Origin of the sequence: Pseudomonas sp. MF6747 (assembly GCF_963890955.1) — a bacterium.
Classification (GTDB): domain Bacteria; phylum Pseudomonadota; class Gammaproteobacteria; order Pseudomonadales; family Pseudomonadaceae; genus Aquipseudomonas.
Window position 1 is genome coordinate 1 of the sequence record NZ_CAWPSZ010000002.1, and the last position, 26,074, is coordinate 26,074.

Consider the following 26,074-nt stretch of genomic DNA (forward strand, 5'->3'; position numbering starts at 1 on the left):
CCACAACAGTGCCAACCGACTCACCCGCCTTGATGGTGATCACCGAGCCATTGCTCAAAGTGACCGTCACCGGCGTCTGTGCAGGGTTGGTCAGTGTCGCGGTGTAAGTGATCTGACCGCCTTCGGTGACAGTCTCGCCCGCCGTCAACGTGACGGTGGTGGTATCAACCGAATCAGTAATCGTAGTGACCGCAGGCGTAGTGCTCGGCACCAGATTTTCAAAGTTGCCGCCCGTAGCCCCGGTGATAGTGGTGCTGACAGTCGAACCATTGTTGTAAACGTCGTTAGCCGGCGTATCCACCACAACAGTGCCAACCGACTCACCCGCCTTGATGGTGATCACCGAGCCATTGCTCAAAGTGACCGTCACCGGCGTCTGTGCAGGGTTGGTCAGTGTCGCGGTGTAAGTGATCTGACCGCCTTCGGTCACCGTTCCACCCGCCGTCAGCGTCACGGTAGTGGTGTCGATGGTATCGGTAATCTGAGTCACGGCCGGATTAGGGTCGAGGGTCAGTACCAGGTTGTTGCCGCCAGTGGTGCCGGTGACGTTGACGCTGATCTGGCTTGGATCGATGTAAGGGCTGTCATTCGGCGCCAGCGGTACGTTGACGGTGCCGGTGGTCTGGCCGGCAATGATGGTGATCACTGCGCCGTTGGACAGCGTGATGTTCAGGTTGCTGGACGGTGCCTGGGTCACCGTGGCGGTGTAGGTCAGCACGCCGCCGGCTTCGGTGATGCTCGGGGTTGCGCTCAGCGACAGGGTGGACGCCTGCAACACCAGGTTGCCGCTGTTGTCGGTCGAGCCTTGGGCGCCCGCGAGCTGGGTTTGGGTCGCCGTGGTCTGGCCCAGAGGGCCGGTCGGGAAGCCGATGGTCGGGTCCACGCGGCCTGCGGTCGCGTCCAGCACGACGAAGCTGTGGCCGCCGCCCGCGGCGCCGTTACCGGCAGCGGTTGCGCCTGCGGCAGTGGCTTCCAGGTCGGTGGTCGGGTCGGCGCCGGCGGCGATGGCTTGTTGCAGTTCGGCAACCGACGGTGCGGCCTGCTCGGTGGCTGCGGCCAGGTCGAGGCTGGCGTCCGGCATGTCGGCGCTCCATTGGGTATCCCGACCGAGGTCCAGCGTGCGGCCGTCGGCCAATTCCAGGCTAACCGCGCCGGACATGCCGGTGTCGACCTGGTCGCCCGCGAACAGGCGATCACCTTCAACGAGGACGCGGCGTGTCCCTTCCGGAGAAATAACGAAAACTTGACCAACAATGCTTTTGACGATGGCAACAACACTGCTCATTAAAGATTTCTCCGGCGATCCGTTTCTGATGATTTCCAGGCGGCCGCTCGCAGGTGCGAGGGCCAAACAGGAGGGGGGCGTAGTCTAATTACTTACTGGCGTCAAATAATTGGCTAGATTTATTCGCTATCTAGTTTATGCCAAACTATTGACCTTCTGGTCGCCATCCTAAACAATTGGCCCCGTAATGTCACATTGATATTTATGCGGCGAACCGTCCTACATGTGTGAAGCAGTTCCGCTTTTTGAACTTTCCGACGTACGGTCATTACGGTAGCCATTATCCGACTCAGCGAGGCCGAATCGCTGTGATTTGAGACAAGAAGTCCTGGGGAATTTTTAAATGCGTTTGCACCTGTTCAAGGCAATACCGTTCGTACTCGCCGCCAGTTTTGTACAAGCCCAAACATTGCCCCAGGCCATGCAACAGGCCTTAGACGTGCACCCGGAAATTCAAGCCGGCGTGAACAGCCGTATCGCCGCCGATTACCAACTGCGCGCTGCACAAGGTGGTTACTTGCCTCGTGTAGACCTGAACGCCGGTTATGGTCGTGAAGGCACCGACGATTCCAACACGCGCGCGGCCAGCGGCCCGAACGGCAACCAGTGGGACACCCACAACCGCGGCGAATCGAGCCTGCGTCTGCAACAGATGATTTTTGACGGTTTCGCCACCTCCAGCGAAGTCGGGCGCCAACAAGCCAACGTCAATTCCCGCGCGTACTCCTTGCTGGGTACTTCCGAGCGCACCGCGTTGACTGTCGCCCAGGTGTACCTGGATGTGCTGACACGCCGTGAGTTTGTGCGCCTGGCTGAAGAAAACCTGCGCAACCACGAACGCATTTACGACCAGATCAAACTGCGCACCCAGCGCGGCGTCGGTAACGGTGCCGACCAGGATCAAGCCGAAGCGCGTCTGGCCCAGGCCCGCAACAACCTGATCACCGAGCAAACCAACCTGGCCGACTCCCAGGTCAATTACCTCAGCGCCGTCGGCCAGATGCCCGACCAGCTCGAGCGCCCGGCGCCGTTTGTAGCCATGCTGCCGGCTGACTTCAACGAAGCACGCCGCCAGATGCTCGACAACAGCCCGGTCCTGCGTTCGGCCGAATCGGATATCTCCGCCGCCGAAAGTCAGTATGAAGCTGCCAAGTCCACCTTCTACCCGCGCTTTGATGCAGAGCTGGGCACGAATGCCGACAACAACGTCGGCGGCGATGCCGGCCACAGCAACGGTTGGGAAGCCATGGTGCGCATGCGCTTCAACCTGTTCGCCGGTGGCAGCAACAAGGCCGACCTGCAATCGAAGTCCTACCAGGCCAACCAGGCACTGGATATCCGCAACAACGCCCTGCGCCAACTCAACGAAGAACTGGGCCTGGCCTGGAACGCCCTGAACAACGCCAACGCGCAATTGCCGGTAGCCCAGCAGTACGTGGATCACAGCACCCGCGTGCGCACCTCTTACCAGCAGCAGTTCAGCCTGGGCCAACGTACCCTGCTCGACTTGCTCGACAGTGAGAACGAATTGTTCACCGCTTCGCGTCGTTTGGAAGAGATCAAGAACATTCAGTTATTTACTCAATATCGAATCAAGGCGACCATGGGCGAATTGCTCAAAAGCCAGGGCGTGGTCGCACCGATGGCCTCCGTCGTACAGAACGACGTGAAGCCAAAAGTCCAACTGCCTGGGATGAATTGAGTCACCCCTATAGCCCCATCTGTTAGTCGAGAGTGCAGCGCGTGGAATCCGAAGTCAGTCGAGTTCATCTCAGTCATGATCCACGCACGCTGCACGACGACCCGTTATTGGACGGGTTGTTGGCGCTTTGTGCCTTGCATCAAAAACCGGCCAGCGCGGCCATGCTCACCACCGGCCTGCCGCTGCCCTCGCAGCGCCTGAGTGCCGAGCTGCTGCCGCGTGCAGCCGCGCGTGCCGGCCTGCAAGGGCGGGTGCTGCAACGCAAGCTGGAACAGATTCCGACCATCGCACTGCCAGCGCTCCTGTTGCTCAAGGACGGTCGCAGTACCGTGCTGGTAGGTTGGCAAGGCGAAGACGAAGCCCGCATTCTGCTCAGCGAAAGCGACGGCGGTGAGGTGCTGATCAAGCGCGAGCTGTTGGTCGACGATTACATCGGCAAAGTCTTCTTCGCCCAGCCGCAGCACAAATTCGACGTCAACCACGGCACGCTGATCCCGCGAGCGCGTTCGTGGTTTCGCGACACCCTCAAGCGTTCGCGCTGGCTCTACACCGACGCCATCGCCGCCAGCTTCCTGATCAACATCATCGCCATGGCGGCGCCGCTGTTTGTGATGAACGTCTACGATCGAGTAGTGCCCAACCAGGCCACATCTACCTTGTGGGTGCTGGCCGTGGGCATCGGCGGCGCGTACCTGTTCGACCTGGTGCTCAAGAGCCTGCGCAGCCTGTGCCTGGACCTGGCCGGCAAAAAGACTGACCTGATCATTTCGGCCACGCTGTTCGAGCGCATTGTCGGCATGTCCATGAAGTACCGCCCTGCACGGGTCGGCAGCTTTGCGCAGAACATCCATGAGTTTCAAAGCCTGCGCGATTTCCTCGCGTCGCTGACCCTCACCAGCCTGATCGACCTGCCGTTCACCCTGCTGATTTTCCTGGTGATCGCCATCCTCGGCGGCCACCTAGTGTGGATTCCGGTGCTGGCTTTCCCGATTGCCCTGGGCATCGGCTACGCCCTGCAAAAACCGTTGGTAGCGACCATGGAGCGGACCATGGCCCTGGCTGCCGAGCGCCAGTCGAGCCTGATCGAAACCCTCGCAGGTCTGGACGCGGTCAAGGTCAACAACGCCGAGAGCGAGCGTCAGTACGGCTGGGAACAAACCATCGGCACCCTCAGCCGGCTTGAGTTGCGCGTGAAGTTGCTGTCGGGCCTGTCGATGAACATGACCCTGCTGATCCAGCAACTGGCCGGCGTGATCATGATCGTGTTCGGTGTGTACCAGATCATCGACGGCAACCTCAGCATGGGCGGCCTGATTGCCTGCTACATGCTCAGTGGCCGTGCGCTGAGCCCGCTGGCCTCGCTGTCGGGCCTGCTGACCCGCTACCAGCAAGCCAAGGTCACCATGACCTCGGTGGACCAGATGATGGAGCTGCCCCAGGAGCGCAATTTCGAAGAACGCCCGATGAGCCGTCGCACCCTGCAAGGTGCCATCGAGTGCCGTGGCCTGAACTTCACCTACCCGAACCAACAGAACGCCGCGCTGAAAAACATCAACCTGGTGATCAAGCCGGGCGAAAAAATCGGCATCATCGGCCGCAGCGGCTCGGGCAAAAGCTCCCTGGCCAAACTGATCGTCGGCCTCTACCAGCCCGACTCCGGCGCCTTGCTGGTGGACGGCGTGGACGTACGCCAGATCGACGTGAGCGAGTTGCGCCACAACATCGGCTACGTCGCCCAAGACATCCAGCTGCTGGCCGGCACCCTGCGCGACAACCTGGTCTCGGGTGCGCGTTATGTCGAAGACGAAATGGTCCTGCAAGCCGCCGAACTGGCCGGCGTGCACGAATTCGCGCGCCTGCACCCGCAAGGCTATGAACTGCAAGTTGGCGAGCGTGGGCAGAACCTGTCCGGCGGCCAGCGCCAGAACGTCGCCCTGGCCCGCGCGCTGTTGCTCAACCCGCCCATCCTGCTGTTGGACGAACCCACCAGCGCCATGGACAACACCGGTGAAGAACGCTTGAAACAACGCCTGCAAGCCGTGGTGCAAAACAAGACCGTGGTGCTGGTCACGCACCGTGCCTCACTGCTCTCGCTGGTGGACCGCCTGCTGGTGGTCGACCGTGGGCAGATCCTCGCGGACGGCCCGAAAGCCGTGGTTATGGAAGCGTTGAAAAAGGGGCAGATCAGTGTTGCTTAACTCCATCAAAAGCGCGGTCGGCCGCTACTTCAAAGGCTCCGATTCGTTGAAGGGCCAGCCGCTGCCTGAGGTCAACAAGGCGCTGATCGAAGATGCGCCGCGGGTCATCCGCCTGACCATTTGGGCGATCATTGCGTTCTTCGTATTTTTGGTCGTGTGGGCGGGCTTCTCCAGCATCGACGAAGTCACCCGCGGCGACGGCAAGGCGATTCCGTCGTCCAAGCTGCAAAAAATCCAGAACCTGGAAGGCGGCATCGTCTCCGAGCTGTTCGTCAAGGAAGGCCAGATCGTCGAAGCCGGCGCGCCGCTGATTCGCCTCGACGACACGCGGTTTGTCTCCAACGCCGGCGAAACCGAAGCCTTGCGCCTGGCCATGCAACTGCGCGTCGAGCGCCTGAGCGCGCAGGTGGATGACCGCCCGCTGAACATTCCCGACGACGTGCTCAAGGCCGCGCCAAGCCAGGCGGCCAACGAGCGTTCGCTGTATGAAAGCCGTCGTCAGCAGTTGAAAGACGAAGTCGGCGGTTTGCAGGAGCAACTGGTGCAGCGTCAACAGGAACTGCGCGAGTTCACCTCCAAACAAGGCCAGTACCGCAGCCAGTTGTCCCTGCAGCGTCAGGAAATCAACATGTCCGAGCCGTTGGTGGCCCAGGGTGCGGTGTCGCCGGTGGAAGTGCTGCGCCTCAAGCGCGCCGAAATGGAAACCCGCGGGCAGCTGGACGCTACCACCCTGGCAATTCCCCGTGCCGAATCAGCTATCAAGGAAGTGCAGCGCAAGATCGACGAAACCCGGGGCAAATTCCGCAGTGAAGCGCTGACCCAACTCAACGAAGCGCGCACCGAACTGAACAAGGCTGAGTCCACTGGCCGCGCCCTCGAAGACCGCGTCAGCCGCACGCTGGTCACTTCGCCGGTGCGCGGTATCGTCAAACAGCTGCTGGTCAACACCGTCGGTGGCGTGATCCAGCCGGGCAGCGACATGGTTGAAATCGTGCCGCTTAACGACACCTTGCTGGTGGAAGCCAAGATCCGCCCGCAAGACATCGCGTTCCTACACCCTGGGCAAGAAGCGATCGTCAAATTCACCGCCTATGACTACACCATCTATGGCGGGCTGAAGGCCAAGCTCGAACGCATCGGTGCTGACACCATCACCGACGAAGACAAGAAAACCACCTACTACATGATCACCTTGCGCACCGACCGTAGCCATTTGGGCACCGATGAGAAGCCGCTGCTGATCATCCCCGGCATGGTGGCCTCGGTGGACATCATCACAGGCAAGAAAAGCATCCTGAGCTACCTGCTCAAGCCGATCATCAAGGCGCGGGCCGAGGCGTTGCACGAGCGCTGATCTTCAGCGCCGGCACGGGCCTCATCGCGGGCAAGCCCGGCTCCCACATTTGAATGTGTACACCCATCAAATGTGGGAGCTGGCTTGCCTGCGATGGCGCCCCCAGCTTCATCACAGACCCCCACCCTAATGCATATCGATATTCACTAACGGTATTTAATCGCCCGTTCTTATATCTATAAAGTCACTCCCCTGTCCGACCGGGAGTGCCCTCATGTCTGCCACCTCTACTGTTCTAACAGCGACCGCAACCGCCCAAACCTTCGAGATCCGCCCATTCCCCGGCAGCGTTGGCGCCGAGATCGTCGGCCTGGATGTGTCTCGCCCGGTTAACGATCAGGATTTCGCGCGCATCCACCGCGCGCATCTGGATCACCACGTCGTGGTGTTCCGTGACCAGCGCATTACCCCCGAACAACAGATCGCCTTCAGCCGCCGCTTCGGTGTGCTGCAGATCCACGTGCTCAAACAGTTCCTGCTGGCCAACCACCCGGAAATCCTGATCGTCTCCAACATCATTGAAAACGGCCAATCCATCGGCCTGGGTGACGCGGGCAAGTTCTGGCACTCGGACCTGTCTTATAAAGAGCTGCCAAGCCTGGGCTCAATGCTGCACGCCCAGGAGCTGCCCTCCGAAGGCGGCGACACGCTGTTTGCCGACATGCACAAAGCCTGGGACCAATTGCCCGAGCCCCTGCGCAAAGCGGTGGAGGGCCGCCGCGCCGCGCATTCCTACACCGCGCGCTACAGCGAAACCAAATTCGAAGGCAACTGGCGGCCAACCCTGACGCCTGAGCAACTGGCCCAAGTGGCCGAAGTGGTGCACCCGATCGTGCGTACTCATCCGGAAAACGGCCGCAAGGCGCTGTTTGTCAGCGAAGGTTTCACCACCCGCATCGTCGGCCTGCCCGAAGACGAAAGCCGCGACCTGCTGGCCCAGCTCTACGCCCACAGCGTGCTGCCGCACAACATCTACCGCCACCAGTGGCAGCCCCACGACCTAGTGTTCTGGGACAACCGCTCGCTGATCCACCTGGCCGCCGGTTGCCCGAGCCACCTGCGCCGCAAGCTGTTTCGCACCACCATTCAGGGCGATGCGCCTTTCTAATCCTGGTCCTCGGCAAGAGAGTTGAAATGAACGCGCCCCTGCAAGGCCACGCGGCCAGCAACCTGAACACCGCCCAGCCGCTGTTGGCGGTGGACCACGTCAGCCTCGAATACCGCACCCCCGAGCGCGTGGTGCGGGCCACCCATCAGGTCAGTTTCGAGATCGACCCGGCTGATCGCTACGTGCTGCTCGGCCCTTCGGGCTGTGGCAAATCCACCTTGCTCAAGTCCATCGCCGGGTTTATCAAACCCTGCGAAGGCGAGATTCGCCTGCTCGGGCAAAAGGTCGAACAACCCGGCCCGGACCGCATCGTGGTGTTCCAGGAATTCGACCAGTTGCCGCCGTGGAAAACCGTCATTCAGAACGTGATGTTCCCGCTGCTGGCGTCCAAAACCTTAAAGCGTCGCGAAGCCCAAGAGCGAGCGCTGTACTACCTCGAAAAAGTCGGCCTCAGCGCTTTTGCCGATGCTTACCCGCACACCTTGTCCGGCGGTATGAAAGCGCGTGTGGCGATCGCTCGCGCCCTGGCCATGCAGCCAAAAATCCTGCTGATGGATGAACCCTTCGCCGCCCTCGACGCCTTGACCCGACGCAAGATGCAGGAAGAACTGCTGCTGCTCTGGGAAGAGGTGCGCTTCACGCTGTTGTTCGTCACCCATTCCATCGAAGAAGCCTTGGTGGTGGGAAATCGCATCCTGTTGCTGTCGCCGCATCCGGGGCGCGTGCGGGCGGAAATCCATAGCCATCAATACGACCTGCACAGCCTTGGCGGTGTGGAATTCCAGGCGTCGGCGCGGCGCATTCATCGCCTGCTGTTCGATGAAGCGCCCGAGGCCGAACGTGAGTTGGGTTTCGCCGATATCCGCATCGCTTACTAAGGGGCCGACCTATGCGCCAGGAATTTGAAGTACGCCTCGAACCGCTGCTCAGCGTCCCCGTTGAACGCGAGCTGCCGCTGCGCCAACGCTTGTGGCAGCAAGGCTGGCTGCGCAAGGGCCTGATCCTGATCGTGTTGGCGATCCTCTGGGAGGCAGTCGCGCGTTACCAGAACAATGACCTGCTGCTGCCGAGCTTTTTGCAGACCGCTCAAGCGTTATTCGACGGCCTGCTCAGCGGTGAGTTGTTGAGCAAAGTGAGCATCTCGCTGGCGGTGCTGATCAAGGGCTATGTGATCGGCATCGTGCTGGCGTTTGCACTGACTACGCTGGCTGTCTCGACCCAGCTTGGCCGCGACCTGCTGAGCACACTGACCTCGATGTTCAACCCGCTGCCGGCCATTGCATTGCTGCCGTTGGCCCTGCTGTGGTTCGGCCTGGGGCAGAACAGCCTGATTTTCGTGCTGGTGCATTCGGTGCTGTGGGCCTTGGCGCTGAACACGTATTCGGGGTTTCTTGGCGTGTCTGAAACCCTGCGCATGGCCGGCCGCAACTACGGCCTCAAGGGCATGCGTTTTGTGCTGTTCATCCTGATCCCGGCGGCGCTGCCGTCGATCCTTGCCGGCCTGAAAATCGGTTGGGCATTTGCCTGGCGCACATTGATCGCCGCCGAGCTGGTGTTCGGCGCCACCAGCGGCAAGGGCGGTTTGGGTTGGTACATCTTCCAGAACCGCAATGAGCTGTACACCGACAGGGTGTTTGCCGGCTTGGCCGTGGTTATCCTCATCGGGTTGCTGGTCGAAAATCTGGTGTTCAACACCTTTGAGCGGCTGACGGTGAAGCGCTGGGGCATGCAGCGTTGATACTTATAGGGTGGCAGACCCCCCGGTTCAAACAGGAGTCATTGTTCTTTATCGGCGCGAGCTCTGATAATGCCGTCCGAACCTGACGTCGCCCTGGCGTCAGGCATGCGCGGTAAAAGGATTTACGACGATGCGGTGTTTTGTACTGGCGGCGGCCTTGTTGTTCTCGACCTCGGTGTTTGCCGAATTTACGCCCGACGCGGTGGCCATGCCCAAGCCGCTTTACCCCTCTGGCCTGATCAGCACCCAGGGGCATGCGCGCATCAGCTTGAAGATTCACAGCGACGGCACGGTCAGTGATGTAAAGGCGCTCTCCGCCACCCAGCCGGCCTTTGGCGAAGCTGCCGTGGCCGCGGCGACGCTGTGGCGTTTCAAGCCTTGGACGGTCAGTGCCGACCGCCCAGCGGTGCTTGAGGCGCATAACGACATGATCTTCACGCCTGAACCGCCCAGCCCCAAAACGGTTCAACTGACGTTTACGCAAACTCTGTTTCAACCCTGCAGCGCGCTGACCGCAGAAGTCAGCCAGTTCCGTCGCGATTACCCCGCGCGCCCGCTGATCGATATCAAGAGCTTTGCCATCACCCGCGTTGCGGTGATGTTCCCCGCGCTCAGCGGTAAAAGTGACTACAAACAAGGCCTGGCCAAGGCCGACGAACTGGAAAAAGCCCTGCCAGACATCGTGCGCCAGTGCCAGGCTCACCCCAAGGCTGTCTACGCGGACTACTTGCCGCGCACCTTCAAGCGTTACCTGTAAAGCCTGCTAGGATTGCGTGCAGTTCACTCCCCAACGATCACGAGTGCTTGGCATGCAATTACCGGATATGAACCTGTTGGTCGCCCTCGACGCCTTACTTGATGAAGGCAGCGTGGTCGGCGCCGCGCGGCGCATGAACCTCAGCCCGGCGGCCATGAGCCGCACCCTCACGCGTATTCGCGAAGCGGTGGGCGATCCGATCCTGGTGCGCGCCGGGCGTGGCCTGGTGCCGACCCCTAAAGCGCTGCAGTTGCAAGGTCAGGTGCGCAACGTGGTGGAGCAGGCGGCGTTGTTGTTCCGCTCGGCAGACCAGGTTGACCTCAGCACCTTGCGCCGGCGATTCAGCGTGCGGGCCAATGACTTCTTTGTCGGCGTGTATGGCGGTCGGCTGTTCGACACCATGGAGCGCATGGCACCGCAGTGCGAGCTGTGTTTCGTGCCTGAAGGCGACACCGACGACGAGGCATTGCGCGAAGGTCGGCTGGACCTGCGGGTGAGTAATTCCATGCCATCCAGCCCCGAAGTGAAGGTGCAGAACCTGTTTTCCACCACCTTTGTGGGCCTTGCGCGCGAGGACCACCCGCTGTTCGACGAAGAAATCACCGCCGCGCGGTTTGCCAGCTACTCCCACATCAGCATTTCGCGACGCGGCATCGCCCGCGGGCCAATCGACACCGCGCTCAATGCCCTGGGCCTGGAGCGCCGCGTGGCCATGATCGCCCCAGGCTTTCATGGCGCGATGTTCATGCTGCCCGATTCCGACCTGCTGCTGCCGGTGCCCAAGGAAGCCCTGCTGAGTGCCAACCGCCTGAAGCTGCCCCTGCGCGCATTCCAGTTGCCGATCTCCCTGCCGACCCTGATGCTGGCCCAATTCTGGCACCCGCGTTTCGACAAAGACCCTGCCCATAAGTGGCTGCGCGAAACCATGCGCGAAAGCTGCCATGCCACCTGGCTGGAAGCGCAACCCAGCTGAGATTCACTCGATCAATGTGGGCGCTGGCTTGCCTGCGATGGCGGTCTGACTGTGTAGGGATTCATTGCCTGACCCACCGCTATCGCAGGCAAGCCAGCTTCCACAGAGATCAGCAGTGCCCCTGAGGATTGCGTCTGACGCACTTATAAGCTTCCGGCAAGTAACTTTTTGTTATGGGTGTGCCTGATTAAACTGCTCGGGTATTTCTAATCCCGAGTTACCTGTCCATGACCTCCCTCGCTGCCCCCGCCCTCCAGGCTGCAGCCAAACCCACTGCGCTCAACCCGCCCGTGTTCGGCCCGCGCATCATCATTGGCTTGGTCGGCGTCTTGCTGGCGGTGCTGGTGTCCGGTCTCAACGAGATGGTCACCAAAGTCGCCCTCGCCGATATCCGTGGTGCGCTGTACATCGGTTTTGACGAAGGCACCTGGCTGGTCGCGGCTTACACGGCGACCTCCGTGGCGGCCATGGCTTTCGCGCCCTGGTGTTCGGTGACGTTTTCCCTGCGCCGCTTCACGCTGTGTGCCATCGCTTTGTTCACCGTGCTGGGCATCCTGTGCCCGTTTGCGCCGAACTACGAAACCCTGCTGGTGCTGCGCACCGTGCAAGGCCTGGCCGGTGGCGCGTTGCCGCCGATGCTGATGACCGTGGCGCTGCGTTTCCTGCCGGCCAACGTCAAGCTGTATGGCCTGGCGGGTTACGCACTCACCGCCACGTTCGGCCCAAGCCTGGGCACGCCGTTGGCGGCGCTGTGGACCGAGTACGTCGGCTGGCAATGGGCGTTCTGGCAGATCGTCGCGCCGTGCCTGCTGGCGATGGCCGCCGTGGCCTACGGCTTGCCACAAGACCCGGTGCGCCTGGAGCGCTTCAAGCAGTTCAACTGGCGCGGCTTGCTGCTGGGTTTCCCGGCGATCTGCATGCTGGTGATCGGCTTGTTGCAGGGCAATCGCCTGGACTGGTTCGAGTCCGGCCTGATCACCTTCCTGCTCAGCGGCGGCACGCTGTTGCTGGTGCTGTTTCTGATCAATGAATGGTCGCAGCCGATTCCGTTCTTCAAGTTGCAGATGCTCGGCCTGCGCAACCTGGCGTTTGCCTTGATCGTGCTGGCAGGCGTGCTGATGGTGCTGACGTCAGTCATCATCATCCCGTCGAGTTTCCTCGCCCAGGTTCAGGGTTACCGGCCGCTGCAAACGGCGCCGGTGATGTTGCTGATGGCGTTGCCGCAGTTGATTGCGCTGCCGTTGGTGGCGGCGCTGTGCAACCTGCGCTGGGTCGATTGCCGCTGGGTCCTGGGGACTGGCTTGAGCATGCTGGTGCTGTGCTGTGTGGGCAGCTCGCACCTGACGTCGGAGTGGATCCGGGATGATTTTTACGGCCTCTACCTGCTGCAAATCTTTGGTCAGCCCATGGCCGTGCTGCCGCTGCTGATGCTCTCCACTGGCAGCATCCAACCGATGGACGGGCCATTCGCCTCGGCGTGGTTCAACACCGTCAAAGGCCTGGCCGCCGTGGTCGCCACCGCCGTGCTGGATGTGCTGACCACCCAGCGTCTGCACTTTCACTCGACCATGTTGGTAGACCGCCTGGGCAACTCGCCCCTGGCCGACGGCGACGCGCCGGGCCTGGCGCACCGCCTGCACGAGCAGGCCGTGGTGCTGACTTCTTCGGACCTTTATTACGTCATGGCCGCCGTCGCGGTGGCGTTGATTCTGCTGATTTTCTGGATGCCGACGCGGATTTTTCCACCGCGCGCACCGACCTAGCCAAAAGGATTTCTCATGAAACGCAAAGACAAAATTGCCGTCGCCGTTATTGCCGTATTTGCCGTTGGTGTACTGGTTTATCTGGTTGCGCCCGGCCTGTTGGGCAGCAAGCGCCAGACCACCAACGACGCCTTCGTTGCCGCCGACTTCACCTTGGTGGCGCCGCGCGTGGCCGGTTTTATCAAGGAAGTGCTGGTGGAAGACAACCAGCGCGTCAAGGCCGGCCAGCTGTTGGCGTTGATCGATGACCGCGATTTTCGCGCCGCCGCCCAGGCGGCCGATGCCGACACGCTCGTCGCCCAGGCCCAACTGAAAAACGCCACCGCGACCCTCGAACGCCAAAGCTCGGTGATCGCCCAGGCCCAGGCCACCGTAGCGGCGGACCGTGCCGAAATGGCTTTTGCCGAACACGAACTGAACCGCTACAACCACCTCGCCGGTGTAGGCGCGGGCACCGTGCAGAACGCCCAGCAAGCCAAGACCCGCATCGACCAGGCCACCGCGCGCCTGGCCAATGCCACGGCGGTGCTGGCGGCAGAGCGCAAGCAGGTGGAAATCCTCACCGCCCAGCGCGATGCCGCCGAAGGTGGACTCAAGCGTGCTCAGGCAGCGCTCGAAATGGCCAGCTATCAACTCTCTTACACGCGCATCGTCGCGCCGGTGGATGGCATGGTCGGTGAGCGCGCGGTACGGGTGGGCGCCTATGTAACGCCGGGCAGCAAGATCCTCGCCGTGGTGCCCTTGGCCGAGGCCTATGTGGTGGCCAACTTCCAGGAAACCCAGTTGTGGCATATGCACGCCGGCCAAGCCGTGCAGGTGCGCGTCGACAGCCTCGACGGCGAACTGCTCAAGGGGCATCTGGAAAGCCTCGCACCCGCCACGGGCGTGACGTTCGCCTCGGTCAAGCCCGACAACGCCACCGGCAATTTCACCAAGGTGGTGCAACGCATTCCGGTGAAAATCGTGCTCGAACCCAATCAACCACTGACCGAGCGCTTGCGTGTCGGCATGTCGGTGGAGGCCAGCGTCGACACCCAGCCTGTCGCGCAGCCACGTGAGGTGGCCCAGCAATGAAGCAATTTGCCTGGCTCACCTTGAGCCTCATCAGCCTCAGTGCCTGTACCGTCGGCCCGGATTTTCAGCGGCCGCAAGGCCCGCACATCACGCAATGGGGCGAGCCCCAAGGGCGCCAAGCCGCCAGCCGCGCCGTCACCGAGCCTTTGCAGGAGCGTTGGTGGGACGTGTTCCACGACGCGCAACTCTCGGCCCTCACACGCCGTGCGCTCACCGATAACCTCGACCTGAAACTGGCCAGCAGCCGCCTGCAACAAAGCCGCGCCGTGCGCCAGGTGACCACCGCCGAGCGTTATCCCAACGTCAACGCCACCGGTGGTTATCAGCGTGAGCGCAACAGCGCTAAGGGCTTGAATGATCCCTCTGGCGAGAATGGCCGTTCGGCGTTCAACCAATGGGACATGGGCTTCTCTGCCGCTTGGGAAGTGGACTTCTGGGGCCGTGTAAAACGCGAAACCGAAGCCGCCGACGCCACCCTGCAAGTTGCCGAAGACGACCGCCGCGCCGTGCTGTTGTCGGTGCTCGCCGAAACCGCCCAGGACTACATCCAGTTGCGCGGCGTGCAGAACACCCGCGCCGTCACCGAGCAAAACCTCGACGTGGCGCGCCACAGCCTCAAACTCTCGCAACTGCGCCTGGCCGACGGCGTGGCGACCGACCTGGACGTGGCCGAGGCGGCTGCCCAAGTGGCCGCCATCGAAGCGCGCCTGCCGGATTTGCAGCAGCGCCAAGACCAATTGATCAACGCCCTGAGCCTGTTGATGGGCGAGCCGCCGCAAGCCCTGCATGCGCAATTGTCCAAGGACGCCGCCGTGCCGCAAACCCAACGCCAGGTCGCCATCGGTTTGCCGTCCGAGTTGGCTGAGCGTCGCCCCGACATCCGTCAGGCCGAAGCGCGCCTGCACGCGGCCACCGCCACTATCGGCGTGGCCAAGGGTGACTTCTACCCGCGCATCACCCTGTCCGGCAGCCTTGGCTCCCAGGCCTTGCAACTGTCGGATTTCGGCTCATGGGGCTCGCGCGCGTTCGCCTTCGGCCCGCAATTCAGCTTGCCGCTGTTCAACGGCGGGCGTCTGCAAGGCATGTTGAACCTGCGTGAAGCGCAGCAACAGGAAGCTGCGCTGGCCTACCAGCAAACCGTGCTGCGCGCCTGGCATGAAATTGACGACCAGCTGACCCGTTACAACGCCAGCCAACTGCGCCGCGACAGCCTCGCCGAAGCGGTGCGCCAGAACCAGATCGCGCTGAGCACCGCGCAGCAGCAGTACGTCGAAGGCGTGGTGGATTTCGTCAATGTGCTCACGGTGCAAAGCGCGCTGCTGGCCACGCAGGAACAATGGGTTGAAAGCTCCACCGGCGTGTCGCTGGCCATGGTTGGGTTGTATAAGGCGTTGGGTGGCGGTTGGGAGTCGGTGTATCCATTGCAAACCGCCGGGCGATAACGGTTCTACAGTCGAGCTCGGTCAAATTGTGGGAGCGGGCTTGCTCGCGAAGGCGGTCCAGGAGGGGGCATCGTTGTTGCGTCAGCCATCGCCTTCGCGGCCAAGCCCGCTCCCATATGGAAACCGTGCGTGGGTCACGGATTCTGCAGAAAAACCACATACCCGCGAAACCACTCATTCCCCTTCAAATACCCCGGCGCCTCCCACACCCCACCCTGAATCAACCCCACCTTGAATGGCAGCCCCAGCCGGTTCATGCGCGGTAAATACGCGGCGTAATCCGGGATGCTGTGGCGCCCTTGATACGTCTGCACCACTACTTCATCCACCACGCCTTTGAGCTGGGCGATGGCGCTTGGGTCGGCGTTGCTGCTCCAGTCCATCAGCCCGGTGATGCTCAGCTTCAAGTCGGCGGGCAGGCGGTGGCGCAGGTCGCGCAGGAAGTCGGCGTATTCGTGCAGGTATTGAGTGCGGGCGTCGAAGTCGATCTGAATGCCGACCACCGGGTTGCCCGCGTCGCGCCAGCGTTGCACCTGGCCGAGCAGTTGGGTGTAGACCTGTTCTGGCCAGTGCAAGGTGTGGGCGCGGTAGACCACCCAGACTTCGCCCCGGGTGAGGCGTGGTATGCCCAAGCCCTGGGCGATCAGTTGCACGCCGCGCTCGGGGGCGCGGCGGGTGGAATTGATCTGGCCTTGCAGGATGTACAGGGTGTTGGCCTGTTTAAGCACCGGTTGCGGAGTGACGCCACTCCACAACCAGAAGGCGTCGTAGTCGCGAGCATCCACGGCGCCAAAGGCCGGGCTTGCCAGCAGGAGCAAGCCGAGCCACAGGTGCTTCACCAGTAGTACTGCAGCGATTTGCCCCACTGGGTGTCGGCGAAGCCGCTTTTGAGCTGGCGGAACCAGGCCTTGCGCACGGCCGGTTCAACGTCATCGCCGCCGCAGCTGTTGTAGCCGGCCGGTGCATAGCAGTTGATGGCACGGAACAGTGCGTAGGCTTTGTCGTTCTTCGGCGCCTTGGCGTTGGCGATCACCTGCTTGTAGCCGTTGAGCCGCGAGAAGGTTTCACCTGGGAATTGCGACGCGGTGCTGCCCAGACTGCCGGCGGCGCGTGTCTGCTCCAGAGGCATGCCGTCGAGGTTATTGCGCAAGATGAACTCACCGAAGCAGTTCAGGGCTTGCGGGTTTTTCGCGTCGGTTTGCAAGGTGGCGGCGGTCTGCGCGATGGCCGGGCAGCTGTAGCCGGATTCAGCTTTTTCACCGTTCCACTGGAACAGTTTCAAGCTCTGGCCGCCGCTGTAGACATAGCCCAGGCTGGTGCCCAGCTTGTCTTCAGGGGCCGGCGTTGGCAGTTGCTTGAGGTCGTCGGCGAAGGTGGCGAACTGGCCGCGCAGCAAGTCTTTATAAAGCAGCACGAATTGCGCGGTCTGGCGCTCGACCGGATCGTCGGCCTTGGCGATCTGCTGGCGCAGCAAGTCAGGCCCGGCAACATTGCGCAGCAGGATATAACGCACTTGCTTGGCGCTGATCGGCGAATCGGCGGCGAACACCTTGGCCATCTGGCCGCTGCGTTCATAGTTGAGTGCCAGGGCCAATTCCAACTGGTCGCGTTGCAGCGCCAAGTTGGCCAGCGGCAGCAGTTGCAGCCACAGGTCTTGTGCGCCTTTCCAGTCTTGCTTGGCCTCCAGGGCCAGGGCGCGCAGGGTTTGTTGGCTGAAGGCGAAGTAGTTCAGGCTCGACGGCACGCTGTGCGGCAACTGCTTCAAGGCGGCATCCGGTTGATGCTCGACGTACAGCGCGCTCACGGCTAACAAGTAGTCGTAAAACGCCGGTTCATCGGCAAACGCTGCTTTTTGCTTCTCAAGGTCTGCGCGGCTGAGGGCCGGCTGGTTGCCGCCACGCATGACCATCAGGTCGCTGACGAGTTGGATCATCGGCGTCTTGACCGTGTCGCTATTGACCATCAACAGCTTGAGGTCGGCCTCTTCGACCAATTCATCCACCGACACATTGCGCTGCTCGTCGGTAGCCTGAGTCAGTTGCCAGGCAAAGGCCTCGGCGAGTTTTTCGTTGTCGTCCGCCAGCCAGTACACCCGGCGCAGCAAGCCGCGCGCGGAGGCGCTGTACTCGCCCTGTGGATACGTTTTCAGATAAGCATCGAAACCCTTTTCGGCCTCGGCAAGCGCGGGTTTATCCACACGGTCGAGGTGCGGCACGCCGTCTTCGTCATAGGTGTTGGCCTGGGCCTGGTTGAGTGCGTTGCGCGCGGTCATGTACAGCGCGGTTTCTTTCAGCCAGGGCGAAGCGGCGTTCTGGGTGGCGACGAAGCCAGGCCCGGAGTCGGTGAAACGACCTGCGTAGAAATCGGCGGCGGCTTGCAGGTACGTGCGAAACAACTGACCTTCGGTCGACTGGATATCTTGCGACGGCTCCACCACCGGGCCTGTCCATTCACAGGTAGTGAGCAATTGCAGGCGCGCCTTTACCAGCAGATTGCGCTCGGCGGCCGGCATGTCGGCTTTGACCACCTGGCTGATAAAGGCGGCGGCGCTGTTGTCGTCGTTGCTGCGGCAGCGGCTGCCCTCGCCATTGAGGAACGCATCGCCAGCAGCTTTAGCGTCGTCGCGCTTGATGCCCAGCGGTTCAAGCAGTGCATCGAGCGGCGAGGTTTTGGGGGTGTCGGGCGTGCTGGCGGGCTCGGCTTCGCCACGCGGCACTAGGCGATACACCGGGAACGGCACCGGGCCAAAACCCTCTGCCAGGTCATCTTCGCTCAAGGCATTGGGCGTCAGCGGCGCGGCTTTCTTGTCGGCCAGCAACAAGCGCAGGTTGGCCCGGCTGTCATTGCCAGGGCTCAGGAATGGCAGATTGTTGCAGGGGTCCAGCGTGTCACGCGACACCCGCCAGTCGGGGTAACACGAGTCGTCCGAACTGGCCTGGGCCGGTAGGGAAATGCCGGCAAGCAGGGCCAGTGCCAGGGGTGACAAAAAACCGATGCGCATGACGTGTCCTTGATCCTGAGTCCTTGGAGGGTGCTAATCATAGCTTGATCCGACAGCCGCTTCGGTGAAGGCCTACACAAATTGCTGATTTGTCCGATTTTTGGCCGTGGCAATGCTCAGCGAAACCCAAGTGCAGTTGCAGGTCCATCAGGTACCAGTCAAGTGCTGCAGCGTGCCGCCCAACGGTTGTAAAACAGCGAGCGAAAACGGGGCTTTTGTCCTAGAGTGGCGCTTGTTTGCGCATGTGCAGGTTTTTCCCGGAAACGGGCAGTATCAGGGGAATTGAGGTGCGACGGTCTGTGGTAGAGCAAGACGACAAAGTTGGGGCATTTCACGCGGTCAATCGCCTCTCGGGCGCCTGGGAAGGCGCCGGTTGGCTCAGCCGGTTGTGGTGGGTGCCGATTCTGGCGCTGGCCATGGCCGTGCGTTTCTATGGCCTGACCGCTTCGGCGATCTGGGGCGACGAAGCGTCGAGCCTGCTGCTCAGCGAATACGCCATGGAGGACCTGTGGTTTCACGCCGCCCATGATGTGCACCCGCCGCTGTACTTCTTCATGCTGCGCGGTTGGATCGAGCTGTTTGGCGATGGTATCTGGTCGATTCGCGGCATGAGTGCTCTGCCCGGCGCAGCGGCGGTGGGGCTGGGCATCTGGCTCACGCGACAGCTGTCCACGCGTCGTGCGGCGGTGCTGGCCGGTGTGCTGCTGGCGTTGTTTCCGACGGCGGTGCGTTACAGCCAGGAAGTGCGCATGTACTCACTGCTGGCCGTGTGGTTGCTGGGCGCCACGCTGGCGCTGGTGTACTGGGTGCGACAGCCCGAGCGCACGCGTTACCTGGCCGTCTATGTAGTGCTGATGGCGGCCGGGTTCTACACCCACTATTTCACTGCGCTGTGCGTGTTGGTGCACTGGGCGTACCTGGGCGTGTTGTGCCGCTCACAGGCGCCCGGCCAACGCTTGATCATTCGCCCGTCGTGGTGGTGCGCCAATGCGCTCATTGTGGCGTTGTACCTGCCGTGGCTGCCGAACCTGCTGGACCTGACGCAGCACATTGAACAGCTCAAGGTTGGCGGTGATATTGGCTGGGAAGACCCGGTTTCGCTGATTTCCGTGCCGTCGATGGTCTGGCAGTTCATGCTTCAGGATGAAGGCATCGGCTTCTGGCCGCCGCTGTTCTGGCTGTTCCCGCTGCTGTTGATCGCCGTCGTGGGCATCGCGGCCTGGCGTGACCGTGAGCGGTATCGCCCGGCATGCCTGCTGGCGCTGTTTTTCCTGCTGCCGCTGTTGCTGGTGTACGGCGTCTCTTTCATTTCCCCGGTATTTATCGAGCGCTACCTTACGGTCTACGCACTCGGGTTGCCGATCCTGATGGCCCTGGCCATCGACCGCCTGCCCAAACGCCTGGCATGGTTGGGCGCGGCGTTGTTTGTGTTGTTCGTGGGTGTGGAACTGCTGGGGTTGAAGAACAACGCCACCGTGGATGCGCATGATCAATTCAACGTGCCGGTGGAGTTCGTTAACCGCAACTATCAGGAAGACGACCGCATCGTCCTCAGCGATATGCTGTGGTACTTGCCCTACGTGTATTACGACGAAACCGACGCCCAATTGCAGCTCTACACGCCCCCCAAACCCGACGGCACGCCGACCCGGCCGAACGCCTACGGTTTCGGCACGTTGGTGGATCAGGACGGCGGGCGTATTTACCTGGACCGTTTGTCGGCATTACCGGCCGATACGCACCGTGTGTGGCTGATCAGCAGCACAGAAATGCCGGATGAGTTCGCGCCGATTCCTGCCGATTGGCGCCAGCTTTTGCAGCAGGACGGCGGCGGGGCACGGGCGCGCTTGTTTGTGCTGTGTCGCGGGCCAGAGCCCTCGCAGCCCGAGGGCTGCCGTTAATCAAGCATCGGTATTAAGTACATGCCCGGAACGCCTGTCCCGGGCCAACCCCTTCGAAAACACTCAGCGGGTTTACGACTTCGTTGATGGCATAGCAGTGCGTCGGGCGGTTGTTGGCCTGGCTGGCGCCTGGGCTAGACTCACAGGAATGGTCTTCGTAGGAACCCACCATGGAATCGCCTGTGCACAGCTTGCCGTCACTGTTCAAACAGCTGGGGCTGCCGGATGACCCGGTGAGTATCGAGCAGTTTGTGACGGTTCATTCACCGCTCAAACCTGAGTTGCACCTGGCGGATGCGTTTTTCTGGACGGCCAGTCAGCGAGCTTTTTTGCGCGAAGAGATTTTGGAGGATGCCGATTGGGCGGAAGTGGTGGATCAGCTGAGTGTGTTGTTGCGCACGGGGCGTGAGGGGTAAAAATATCGGCCTCAGCGGCGTTGGGATTTTGCCGACGGCTTGTACCGATGACCTTCAGGTGCGACGCCAACGCTGACCCAACGTGGGAGCCAAAGTGGAAAAACCAGCACACTCACTCAAACCCGCTTTACTTACCCACAGCACCCCGCGCCACCCATCAAAAATTTGTTTCAAAACTTGACTGCTTTGGATGCATCCACCATATTGATAGTTAGCAAACTAACTGTATGCGAACAATCCAGTGCCTCATACCCTCGAACAACTCCAGATGAACCTCAGCAGCAGCATGGTGGTGGGCGCCCGCAATTGGCGCAAAATCTGCCAGACCACGCTGGTGAGCTACGGTATTTCCGAAGCCTGCGCCGTGCCCTTGTTGATGATCGGCCGCTTGGGCGACGGTGTGCACCAAGTAAAAGTCGCCCAGGCCTCCGGCATGGAAAGCCCCTCGCTGGTACGCCTGCTCGACCAGCTGTGCAGCGGCGGCTACGTGTGCCGGACCGAAGACGTGCATGACCGTCGCGCCAAGGCCTTGAGCCTCACCGAGCGCGGCCGCGAGCTGGTGCAAGCGGTGGAAGCGCAGCTGGTGCGCCTGCGTCAGGAAGTGCTGGCGGACATTGCCCACAGCGACCTTGAAGCCGCTCTGCGCGTGCTGCGGGCGTTCGAAGCGGCTGGGGTTGCATCGCCTTGAACGGATTTTTTACCGGTTTTCCGCCAGCCCGCGATTGGTTCTACGGGGTACGTACGTTCGCAGCGTCAATGATCGCGTTGTACATCGCCATGCTCATGCAAATGCCACGTCCGTACTGGGCGATGGCCACGGTGTATATCGTCTCCAGCCCGTTTGTCGGTCCTACCAGTTCCAAGGCGCTGTACCGCGCCATCGGCACCTTCATGGGTGCAGCGGCGGCGGTGGTGTTTGTGCCGATGTTTGTGCAGGCGCCGTACGTGCTGGTGGTGGTGATTGCGTTGTGGACGGGCATTTTGCTGTTCCTGTCCATGCACCTGCGCACCGCGAATAACTACGCGCTGATGCTGGCCGGCTACACCTTGCCGCTCATCGCCTTGCCGGTGGTGGATAACCCGCTGGCGGTGTGGGATGTGGCCGAGGCGCGCACCGAGGAGATCTTTCTCGGTATCGCCGTGGCGGCGGTGGTGGGCGCGATGTTCTGGCCGCGCCGCCTGATGCCGGTGTTCGATGGCTCGGTGACCAAATGGTTTGCCGATGCCCAGGTCTACAGCCTGCGGTTTTTGACGCGCAACGTGCAGCCGGAAGAGGTCAGCACCTTGCGCGGCGGCATGGTCGCCACCTTCAACACCCTGGAATTGATGATCGGCCAGTTGCCCCACGAAGGCGCGCGGCCGCAGACCGTGCGCAACACCAAGGAACTGCGCGGGCGCATGATTCACTTGCTGCCCGTGGTGGATGCGCTCGACGACGCACTGTACGCCGTCGAACACCGCGCGCCGGAGTTTCTCGACCGACTCACGCCGGTGCTGGAAGCAAGCCGGCAGTGGCTGGAAAGCACCGTTGAAACCGCCCCGCTGGAAAGCTGGCGCGTGCTGCGTGATCAAGTCGATGCCCTGCAGCCCCAAGGCGAAGCGCTGGATGATCGCCACACGTTGCTGTACTCGAACGCCCTGTATCGCCTCGGCGAGTGGATCGATCTGTGGCAAGACTGTCGCAGCCTGCAGGCCGCCATCCAGTGCGAAAGCCAGGACACCTGGCGCGCGGTGTACCGCCACTGGCGCCTGGGCCGGCTGACGCCATTTCTCGACCGTGGCTTGATGTTCTATTCGGCGTTTTCCACCGTTACCGCGATCATCGTCGCCTCGGTGCTGTGGATTTTGCTGGGCTGGACCGACGGCGGCAGCGCGGTGATCCTGGCGGCCGTGGCCTGCAGTTTTTTTGCCTCGATGGACGACCCGGCGCCGCAGATCTACCGGTTCTTTTTCTGGACCGCAATGTCGGTGCTGTTCGCCAGCCTTTATCTGTTTCTGGTGCTGCCTAACCTGCATGATTTTCCGATGCTGGTGCTGGCGTTTGCCGTGCCGTTTATCTGCATCGGCACGCTCACCGTGCAACCGCGTTTCTACCTCGGCATGCTGCTGACGCTGGTCAACACCTCCTCGTTCATCAGCATTCAGGGCGCCTATGACGCAGACTTCCTGAACTTCGCCAACGTTAACCTGGCCGGCCCCGTGGGTTTGTTGTTTGCCTTTGTGTGGACGTTGATTGCGCGGCCGTTCGGCGCCGAACTGGCGGCCAAGCGCCTGACCCGTTTCAGTTGGCGCGACATCGTCACCCTGACCGAACCTGCGACCCTCGCCGAACACCGGCACATGGCTGCGCAAATGCTTGACCGCCTGATGCAGCACCTGCCGCGCCTGGCCCTCACCGGCCAGGACACCGGCATCGCCCTGCGCGATTTGCGTGTGGCGCTGAACCTGCTCGACCTGCTGGCCTACTCGCCGCGTATCTACGGCGTGCCTCGGGTACTGCTCAACCAGGTGGTGGAAGGTGTGGGCGGTTACTTCAAGGCCTGCCTGAAGGCGGGTGAACGCTTGCCCGCGCCGAGCGGTCTGCTGATGACCCTGGACCGCACGCGCCGCGCCCTCAACGGGCAAGGCCTGCAAGACGAAGACGACACCCGCCTGCATCTGCTGCACGCACTGGCCGGCTTGCGCCTGTCGTTGCTGCCTGGCGTGGAATTTATTGGCGGCACCGAAATGGAAGCGCCGCTGCCTGATGGAGCGCCTTTATGATCGGTGATCTGGATATCAGCGGGGTGTTCCTACCCACGCTGCTGGTGCTGATGGGCATTACGTACGTGTTGTTTCTGGTGGTGCACGGGCTGTTGACGCGCATTCACTTCTATCGCCTGGTCTGGCACCGGGCATTGTTCAATGTGGGGCTCTACGCGCTGTTGCTGGGCGCGGTGGACTCACTCAGTCGATATCTGATGACATGAAAAAACCTTTTTTGACCATCGGCCGTGTTGTCCTGACGTTATTGATAGTGACCTTCGCTGTCGTCGTTGTGTGGCGCATGGTCATGTACTACATGTTTGCGCCCTGGACCCGTGACGGGCATATCCGTGCCGACATCGTGCAGATCGCCCCGGACGTGTCCGGGTTGATCCAGCAAGTCGACGTGCGCGACAACCAGTTGGTGACCAAGGGCCAGGTGCTGTTTGCCGTGGACCAGGACCGCTTCAAGCTGGCCCTGCGCCAGGCCCAGGCCGCAGTCGCCGACCGCCAGGAAACCCTGGCCCAGGCCAATCGCGAGTACAAGCGTAACCGCGGTCTGGGCAACCTGGTGCCAAGTGAGCAACTGGAAGAAAGCCAGTCCCGCGTGGCCCGCGCCCAATCGGCCCTGGCCGAGGCGCAGGTGACGGTGGACGCCGCCCAGCTCAACCTCGATCGCTCGGTAATCCGCAGCCCCGTGGACGGCTACGTCAACGACCGTGCGCCGCGCAATCAGGAGTTCGTCACCGCCGGGCGCCCGGTGCTGTCGGTGGTCGACAGCAACTCCTTCCACATCGACGGTTACTTTGAAGAGACCAAGCTCGACGGCATTCACGTCGGCATGGCCGTGGATATTCGTGTGGTCGGCGACAACGCGCGCTTGCGTGGCCATGTGCAAAGCATCGTTGCCGGTATCGAAGACCGTGACCGCACCAGTGGGTCCAACCTGCTGCCCAACGTCAACCCGGCGTTCAGCTGGGTGCGCCTGGCCCAGCGGATTCCGGTGCGCATTGCCTTTGATGACGTGCCGGCGGACTTTCGCATGATCGCCGGGCGCACAGCCACGGTGTCGATCATCGATGACAAGACCGCCGCCAAAGACAACGCGCAGCAGGGAGAAACACCATGAAACCGGCGGCGTTGCTGGCCACGGCTGGCTTGGGTTTGCTGCTGTCGGCCTGCCAGGTGGTAGGCCCGGATTACCAATTGCCGGACAAGGCCGCTATCAACCGTGGCGACCTGCAAGGGCAGATCGCGGGCGAGGGCCACAACGTGGTGTCGGCGCCGGTGCCGGCGGACTGGTGGAAGCTCTACAAAGACCCACGCCTGGATGAGCTGGTGCGTCAGGCCATGGCCTCCAACACCGACCTGCGGGTGGCTGCCGCCAACCTGCAACGCGCGCGTTTCCAGACCCAGGAGGCTGAATCGGCAGGCGGCTGGAGTGCCGGCGCCAAGGCTGAGGCCCAACGCTTGCAGGAATCAGGTGAAGCGTTTTTGCTGACTGAAAAAGTCCCGGTTGGCAACATCGGCAGCGCCAGCATCAGCACCTCTTACCAGTTCGACCTGTTCGGCACCCTGCAGCGCGGCATCGAAAGCGCCCAGGCCACCACCGACGCCGCCCAGGCCGCCGCTGACATCGCGCGCATCACGCTGGTAGCGGATGTGGTGCGCTCCTACACCCAGGTGTGCGCGGCCAACGAAGAACTGGCGATCGCCAACGAGTCCCTCGACTTGCAGGCCCAGAGCACCAAACTGACCCAGCGCCTGCGCGATGCCGGGCGTGGTGATGAAACCCAGGTGACGCGTTCGCAAACCCAATACAAATCGTTGCGCGCCGACATGCCGCGCTACGAAGCATTGCGCCAGGCGGGCTTGTTCCGGTTGTCGATGCTGCTGGCCAAGCCGGTAGACCAACTGCCAGCGGGCACCGGCACCTGCGCCGAGCTGCCGCACATCGCCCAGTTGCTGCCGGTGGGTGACGGCGCGACCCTGCTCAAACGTCGCCCCGATGTGCGCCAGGCTGAGCGCCAACTGGCTGCCGCCACCGCGCGTATCGGCGTGGCCACCGGCGCGTTGTACCCGGACATCAGTATCGGCGCCACCGTGGGCACAGTGGGTCTGCTCGATGACTTGGGCACGCCGGCCACCAACCGCTGGGGCTTTGGCCCGTTGATCAGTTGGTCGGTGCCGACCAACGGCGCGCGTGCGCGCATTCATGAAGCCGAAGCCGCGACCCAGGGCGCCCTGGCGCACTTTGACGGCGTAGTGCTCAATGCCATCCGCGAAACCCAGACCGGCCTTGCGCAATACACCGCGCAGTTGCAACGCCGCGACGCGTTGGCCGATGCCGGCCAGTCTGCCAAGGAGGCGTCGGAGCAGACGCACCGCTTCTTTCAGGCCGGGCGCGCCTCGTTCCTGGCCGACCTGCAAGCCACGCGCACCTACACCGATGTGCGCGCGCAGCTGGCGGCGGCGAACACCCAGGTTGCCATGAGCCAGATCGATCTGTTCCTGGCCTTGGGCGGTGGTTGGGAAAGCGGACGAACGCAAGCGTCACAGGTCAGCAAACCCTGAGCTAAAAGCTATGCTTTGTCAGTGAGTCGCGGTGGCGGCTCAC

The 26,074-nt window shown here is 62.1% G+C and carries 21 protein-coding genes; 18 read left to right on the top strand and 3 right to left on the bottom strand.

Annotated elements, in window-relative coordinates; all coding sequences use genetic code 11:
- Positions 1 to 1,285, bottom strand: a 1,285-nt coding sequence (locus AACW30_RS02425; RefSeq protein WP_200624198.1) for a retention module-containing protein, incomplete at its 3' end; no start/stop codon positions are given.
- A gap of 343 nt (positions 1,286 to 1,628) precedes the next feature.
- Here AACW30_RS02425 and AACW30_RS02430 point away from each other — a divergent pair.
- The 11 genes from AACW30_RS02430 (at position 1,629) to AACW30_RS02480 (ending at position 15,394) form a co-directional block, all read left to right on the top strand.
- Entirely contained in the window at positions 1,629 to 2,987 is a 1,359-nt protein-coding gene (locus AACW30_RS02430; protein WP_200624199.1) for a TolC family outer membrane protein, read from the top strand.
- Between the two features lie 41 nt (positions 2,988 to 3,028).
- On the top strand, positions 3,029 to 5,185 hold the full coding sequence (locus AACW30_RS02435) for a type I secretion system permease/ATPase (protein WP_119738405.1): 2,157 nt from the start codon (positions 3,029 to 3,031) through the stop codon (positions 5,183 to 5,185).
- Positions 5,175 to 6,539, top strand: coding sequence for an HlyD family type I secretion periplasmic adaptor subunit (locus AACW30_RS02440; protein WP_200624200.1), 1,365 nt, complete (start codon positions 5,175 to 5,177; stop codon positions 6,537 to 6,539). The genes AACW30_RS02435 and AACW30_RS02440 overlap by 11 nt, the downstream gene beginning before the upstream one ends.
- Before the next feature lie 214 nt (positions 6,540 to 6,753).
- Complete coding sequence (locus AACW30_RS02445; protein ID WP_200624201.1) at positions 6,754 to 7,647, top strand: TauD/TfdA dioxygenase family protein; 894 nt, start codon at positions 6,754 to 6,756, stop codon at positions 7,645 to 7,647.
- A gap of 26 nt (positions 7,648 to 7,673) precedes the next feature.
- A complete protein-coding gene (locus AACW30_RS02450; protein WP_106577306.1) occupies positions 7,674 to 8,525 on the top strand; it encodes an ABC transporter ATP-binding protein in 852 nt (283 codons plus the stop codon).
- A gap of 11 nt (positions 8,526 to 8,536) precedes the next feature.
- On the top strand, positions 8,537 to 9,385 hold the full coding sequence (locus tag AACW30_RS02455) for an ABC transporter permease (protein WP_200624202.1): 849 nt from the start codon (positions 8,537 to 8,539) through the stop codon (positions 9,383 to 9,385).
- Positions 9,386 to 9,515: 130 nt separating this feature from the next.
- Entirely contained in the window at positions 9,516 to 10,142 is a 627-nt protein-coding gene (locus AACW30_RS02460) for a TonB family protein (RefSeq protein WP_200624203.1), read from the top strand.
- A 52-nt stretch (positions 10,143 to 10,194) separates the two neighbouring features.
- Positions 10,195 to 11,115: a LysR family transcriptional regulator gene (locus tag AACW30_RS02465; RefSeq protein ID WP_119738355.1), complete on the top strand. Its 921-nt coding sequence runs from the start codon at positions 10,195 to 10,197 to the stop codon at positions 11,113 to 11,115.
- A 227-nt stretch (positions 11,116 to 11,342) separates the two neighbouring features.
- The gene (locus AACW30_RS02470) at positions 11,343 to 12,878 is read left to right on the top strand and encodes an MFS transporter (protein WP_200624204.1); all 1,536 of its coding nucleotides are present in this window, start codon (positions 11,343 to 11,345) and stop codon (positions 12,876 to 12,878) included.
- 15 nt (positions 12,879 to 12,893) lie between these two features.
- Positions 12,894 to 13,952, top strand: a complete 1,059-nt coding sequence (locus AACW30_RS02475) for an HlyD family secretion protein (protein ID WP_169367936.1) — start codon at positions 12,894 to 12,896, stop codon at positions 13,950 to 13,952.
- On the top strand, positions 13,949 to 15,394 hold the full coding sequence (locus AACW30_RS02480) for an efflux transporter outer membrane subunit (protein WP_124416123.1): 1,446 nt from the start codon (positions 13,949 to 13,951) through the stop codon (positions 15,392 to 15,394). The genes AACW30_RS02475 and AACW30_RS02480 overlap by 4 nt, the downstream gene beginning before the upstream one ends.
- 134 nt (positions 15,395 to 15,528) lie before the next feature.
- Here the strand turns inward: AACW30_RS02480 and AACW30_RS02485 are convergent, their stop codons facing one another.
- On the bottom strand, positions 15,529 to 16,233 hold the full coding sequence (locus tag AACW30_RS02485; RefSeq protein WP_124416124.1) for a DUF3142 domain-containing protein: 705 nt from the start codon (positions 16,231 to 16,233) through the stop codon (positions 15,529 to 15,531).
- Positions 16,230 to 18,395 (bottom strand): outer membrane assembly lipoprotein YfiO, encoded by a 2,166-nt coding sequence (locus AACW30_RS02490; RefSeq protein ID WP_200624205.1) that lies wholly within the window; start codon positions 18,393 to 18,395, stop codon positions 16,230 to 16,232. The genes AACW30_RS02485 and AACW30_RS02490 overlap by 4 nt, the downstream gene beginning before the upstream one ends.
- A 287-nt stretch (positions 18,396 to 18,682) precedes the next feature.
- On the opposite strand from AACW30_RS02490, the gene AACW30_RS02495 reads away from it, so the two are divergent.
- From AACW30_RS02495 to AACW30_RS02525, 7 genes are all read left to right on the top strand, one after another.
- Positions 18,683 to 20,296 carry a glycosyltransferase family 39 protein gene (locus tag AACW30_RS02495; RefSeq protein WP_124416126.1) on the top strand — a complete coding sequence of 538 codons (1,614 nt, stop codon included), beginning with the start codon at positions 18,683 to 18,685 and terminating at the stop codon, positions 20,294 to 20,296.
- A 170-nt stretch (positions 20,297 to 20,466) separates the two neighbouring features.
- Positions 20,467 to 20,712 (top strand): DUF2789 domain-containing protein, encoded by a 246-nt coding sequence (locus tag AACW30_RS02500; RefSeq protein WP_145159625.1) that lies wholly within the window; start codon positions 20,467 to 20,469, stop codon positions 20,710 to 20,712.
- A gap of 268 nt (positions 20,713 to 20,980) precedes the next feature.
- Positions 20,981 to 21,400, top strand: a complete 420-nt coding sequence (locus tag AACW30_RS02505) for a MarR family winged helix-turn-helix transcriptional regulator (RefSeq protein WP_119738340.1) — start codon at positions 20,981 to 20,983, stop codon at positions 21,398 to 21,400.
- A complete protein-coding gene (locus AACW30_RS02510) occupies positions 21,397 to 23,475 on the top strand; it encodes an FUSC family protein (protein ID WP_106577318.1) in 2,079 nt (692 codons plus the stop codon). The genes AACW30_RS02505 and AACW30_RS02510 overlap by 4 nt, the downstream gene beginning before the upstream one ends.
- Entirely contained in the window at positions 23,472 to 23,681 is a 210-nt protein-coding gene (locus tag AACW30_RS02515; protein WP_016969155.1) for a DUF1656 domain-containing protein, read from the top strand. Before AACW30_RS02510 ends, AACW30_RS02515 begins: the two co-directional genes overlap by 4 nt.
- Positions 23,678 to 24,586 carry an efflux RND transporter periplasmic adaptor subunit gene (locus AACW30_RS02520; RefSeq protein WP_200624206.1) on the top strand — a complete coding sequence of 303 codons (909 nt, stop codon included), beginning with the start codon at positions 23,678 to 23,680 and terminating at the stop codon, positions 24,584 to 24,586. Before AACW30_RS02515 ends, AACW30_RS02520 begins: the two co-directional genes overlap by 4 nt.
- A complete protein-coding gene (locus AACW30_RS02525) occupies positions 24,583 to 26,031 on the top strand; it encodes an efflux transporter outer membrane subunit (protein ID WP_200624207.1) in 1,449 nt (482 codons plus the stop codon). Before AACW30_RS02520 ends, AACW30_RS02525 begins: the two co-directional genes overlap by 4 nt.
- Positions 26,032 to 26,074 lie beyond the last annotated feature (43 nt).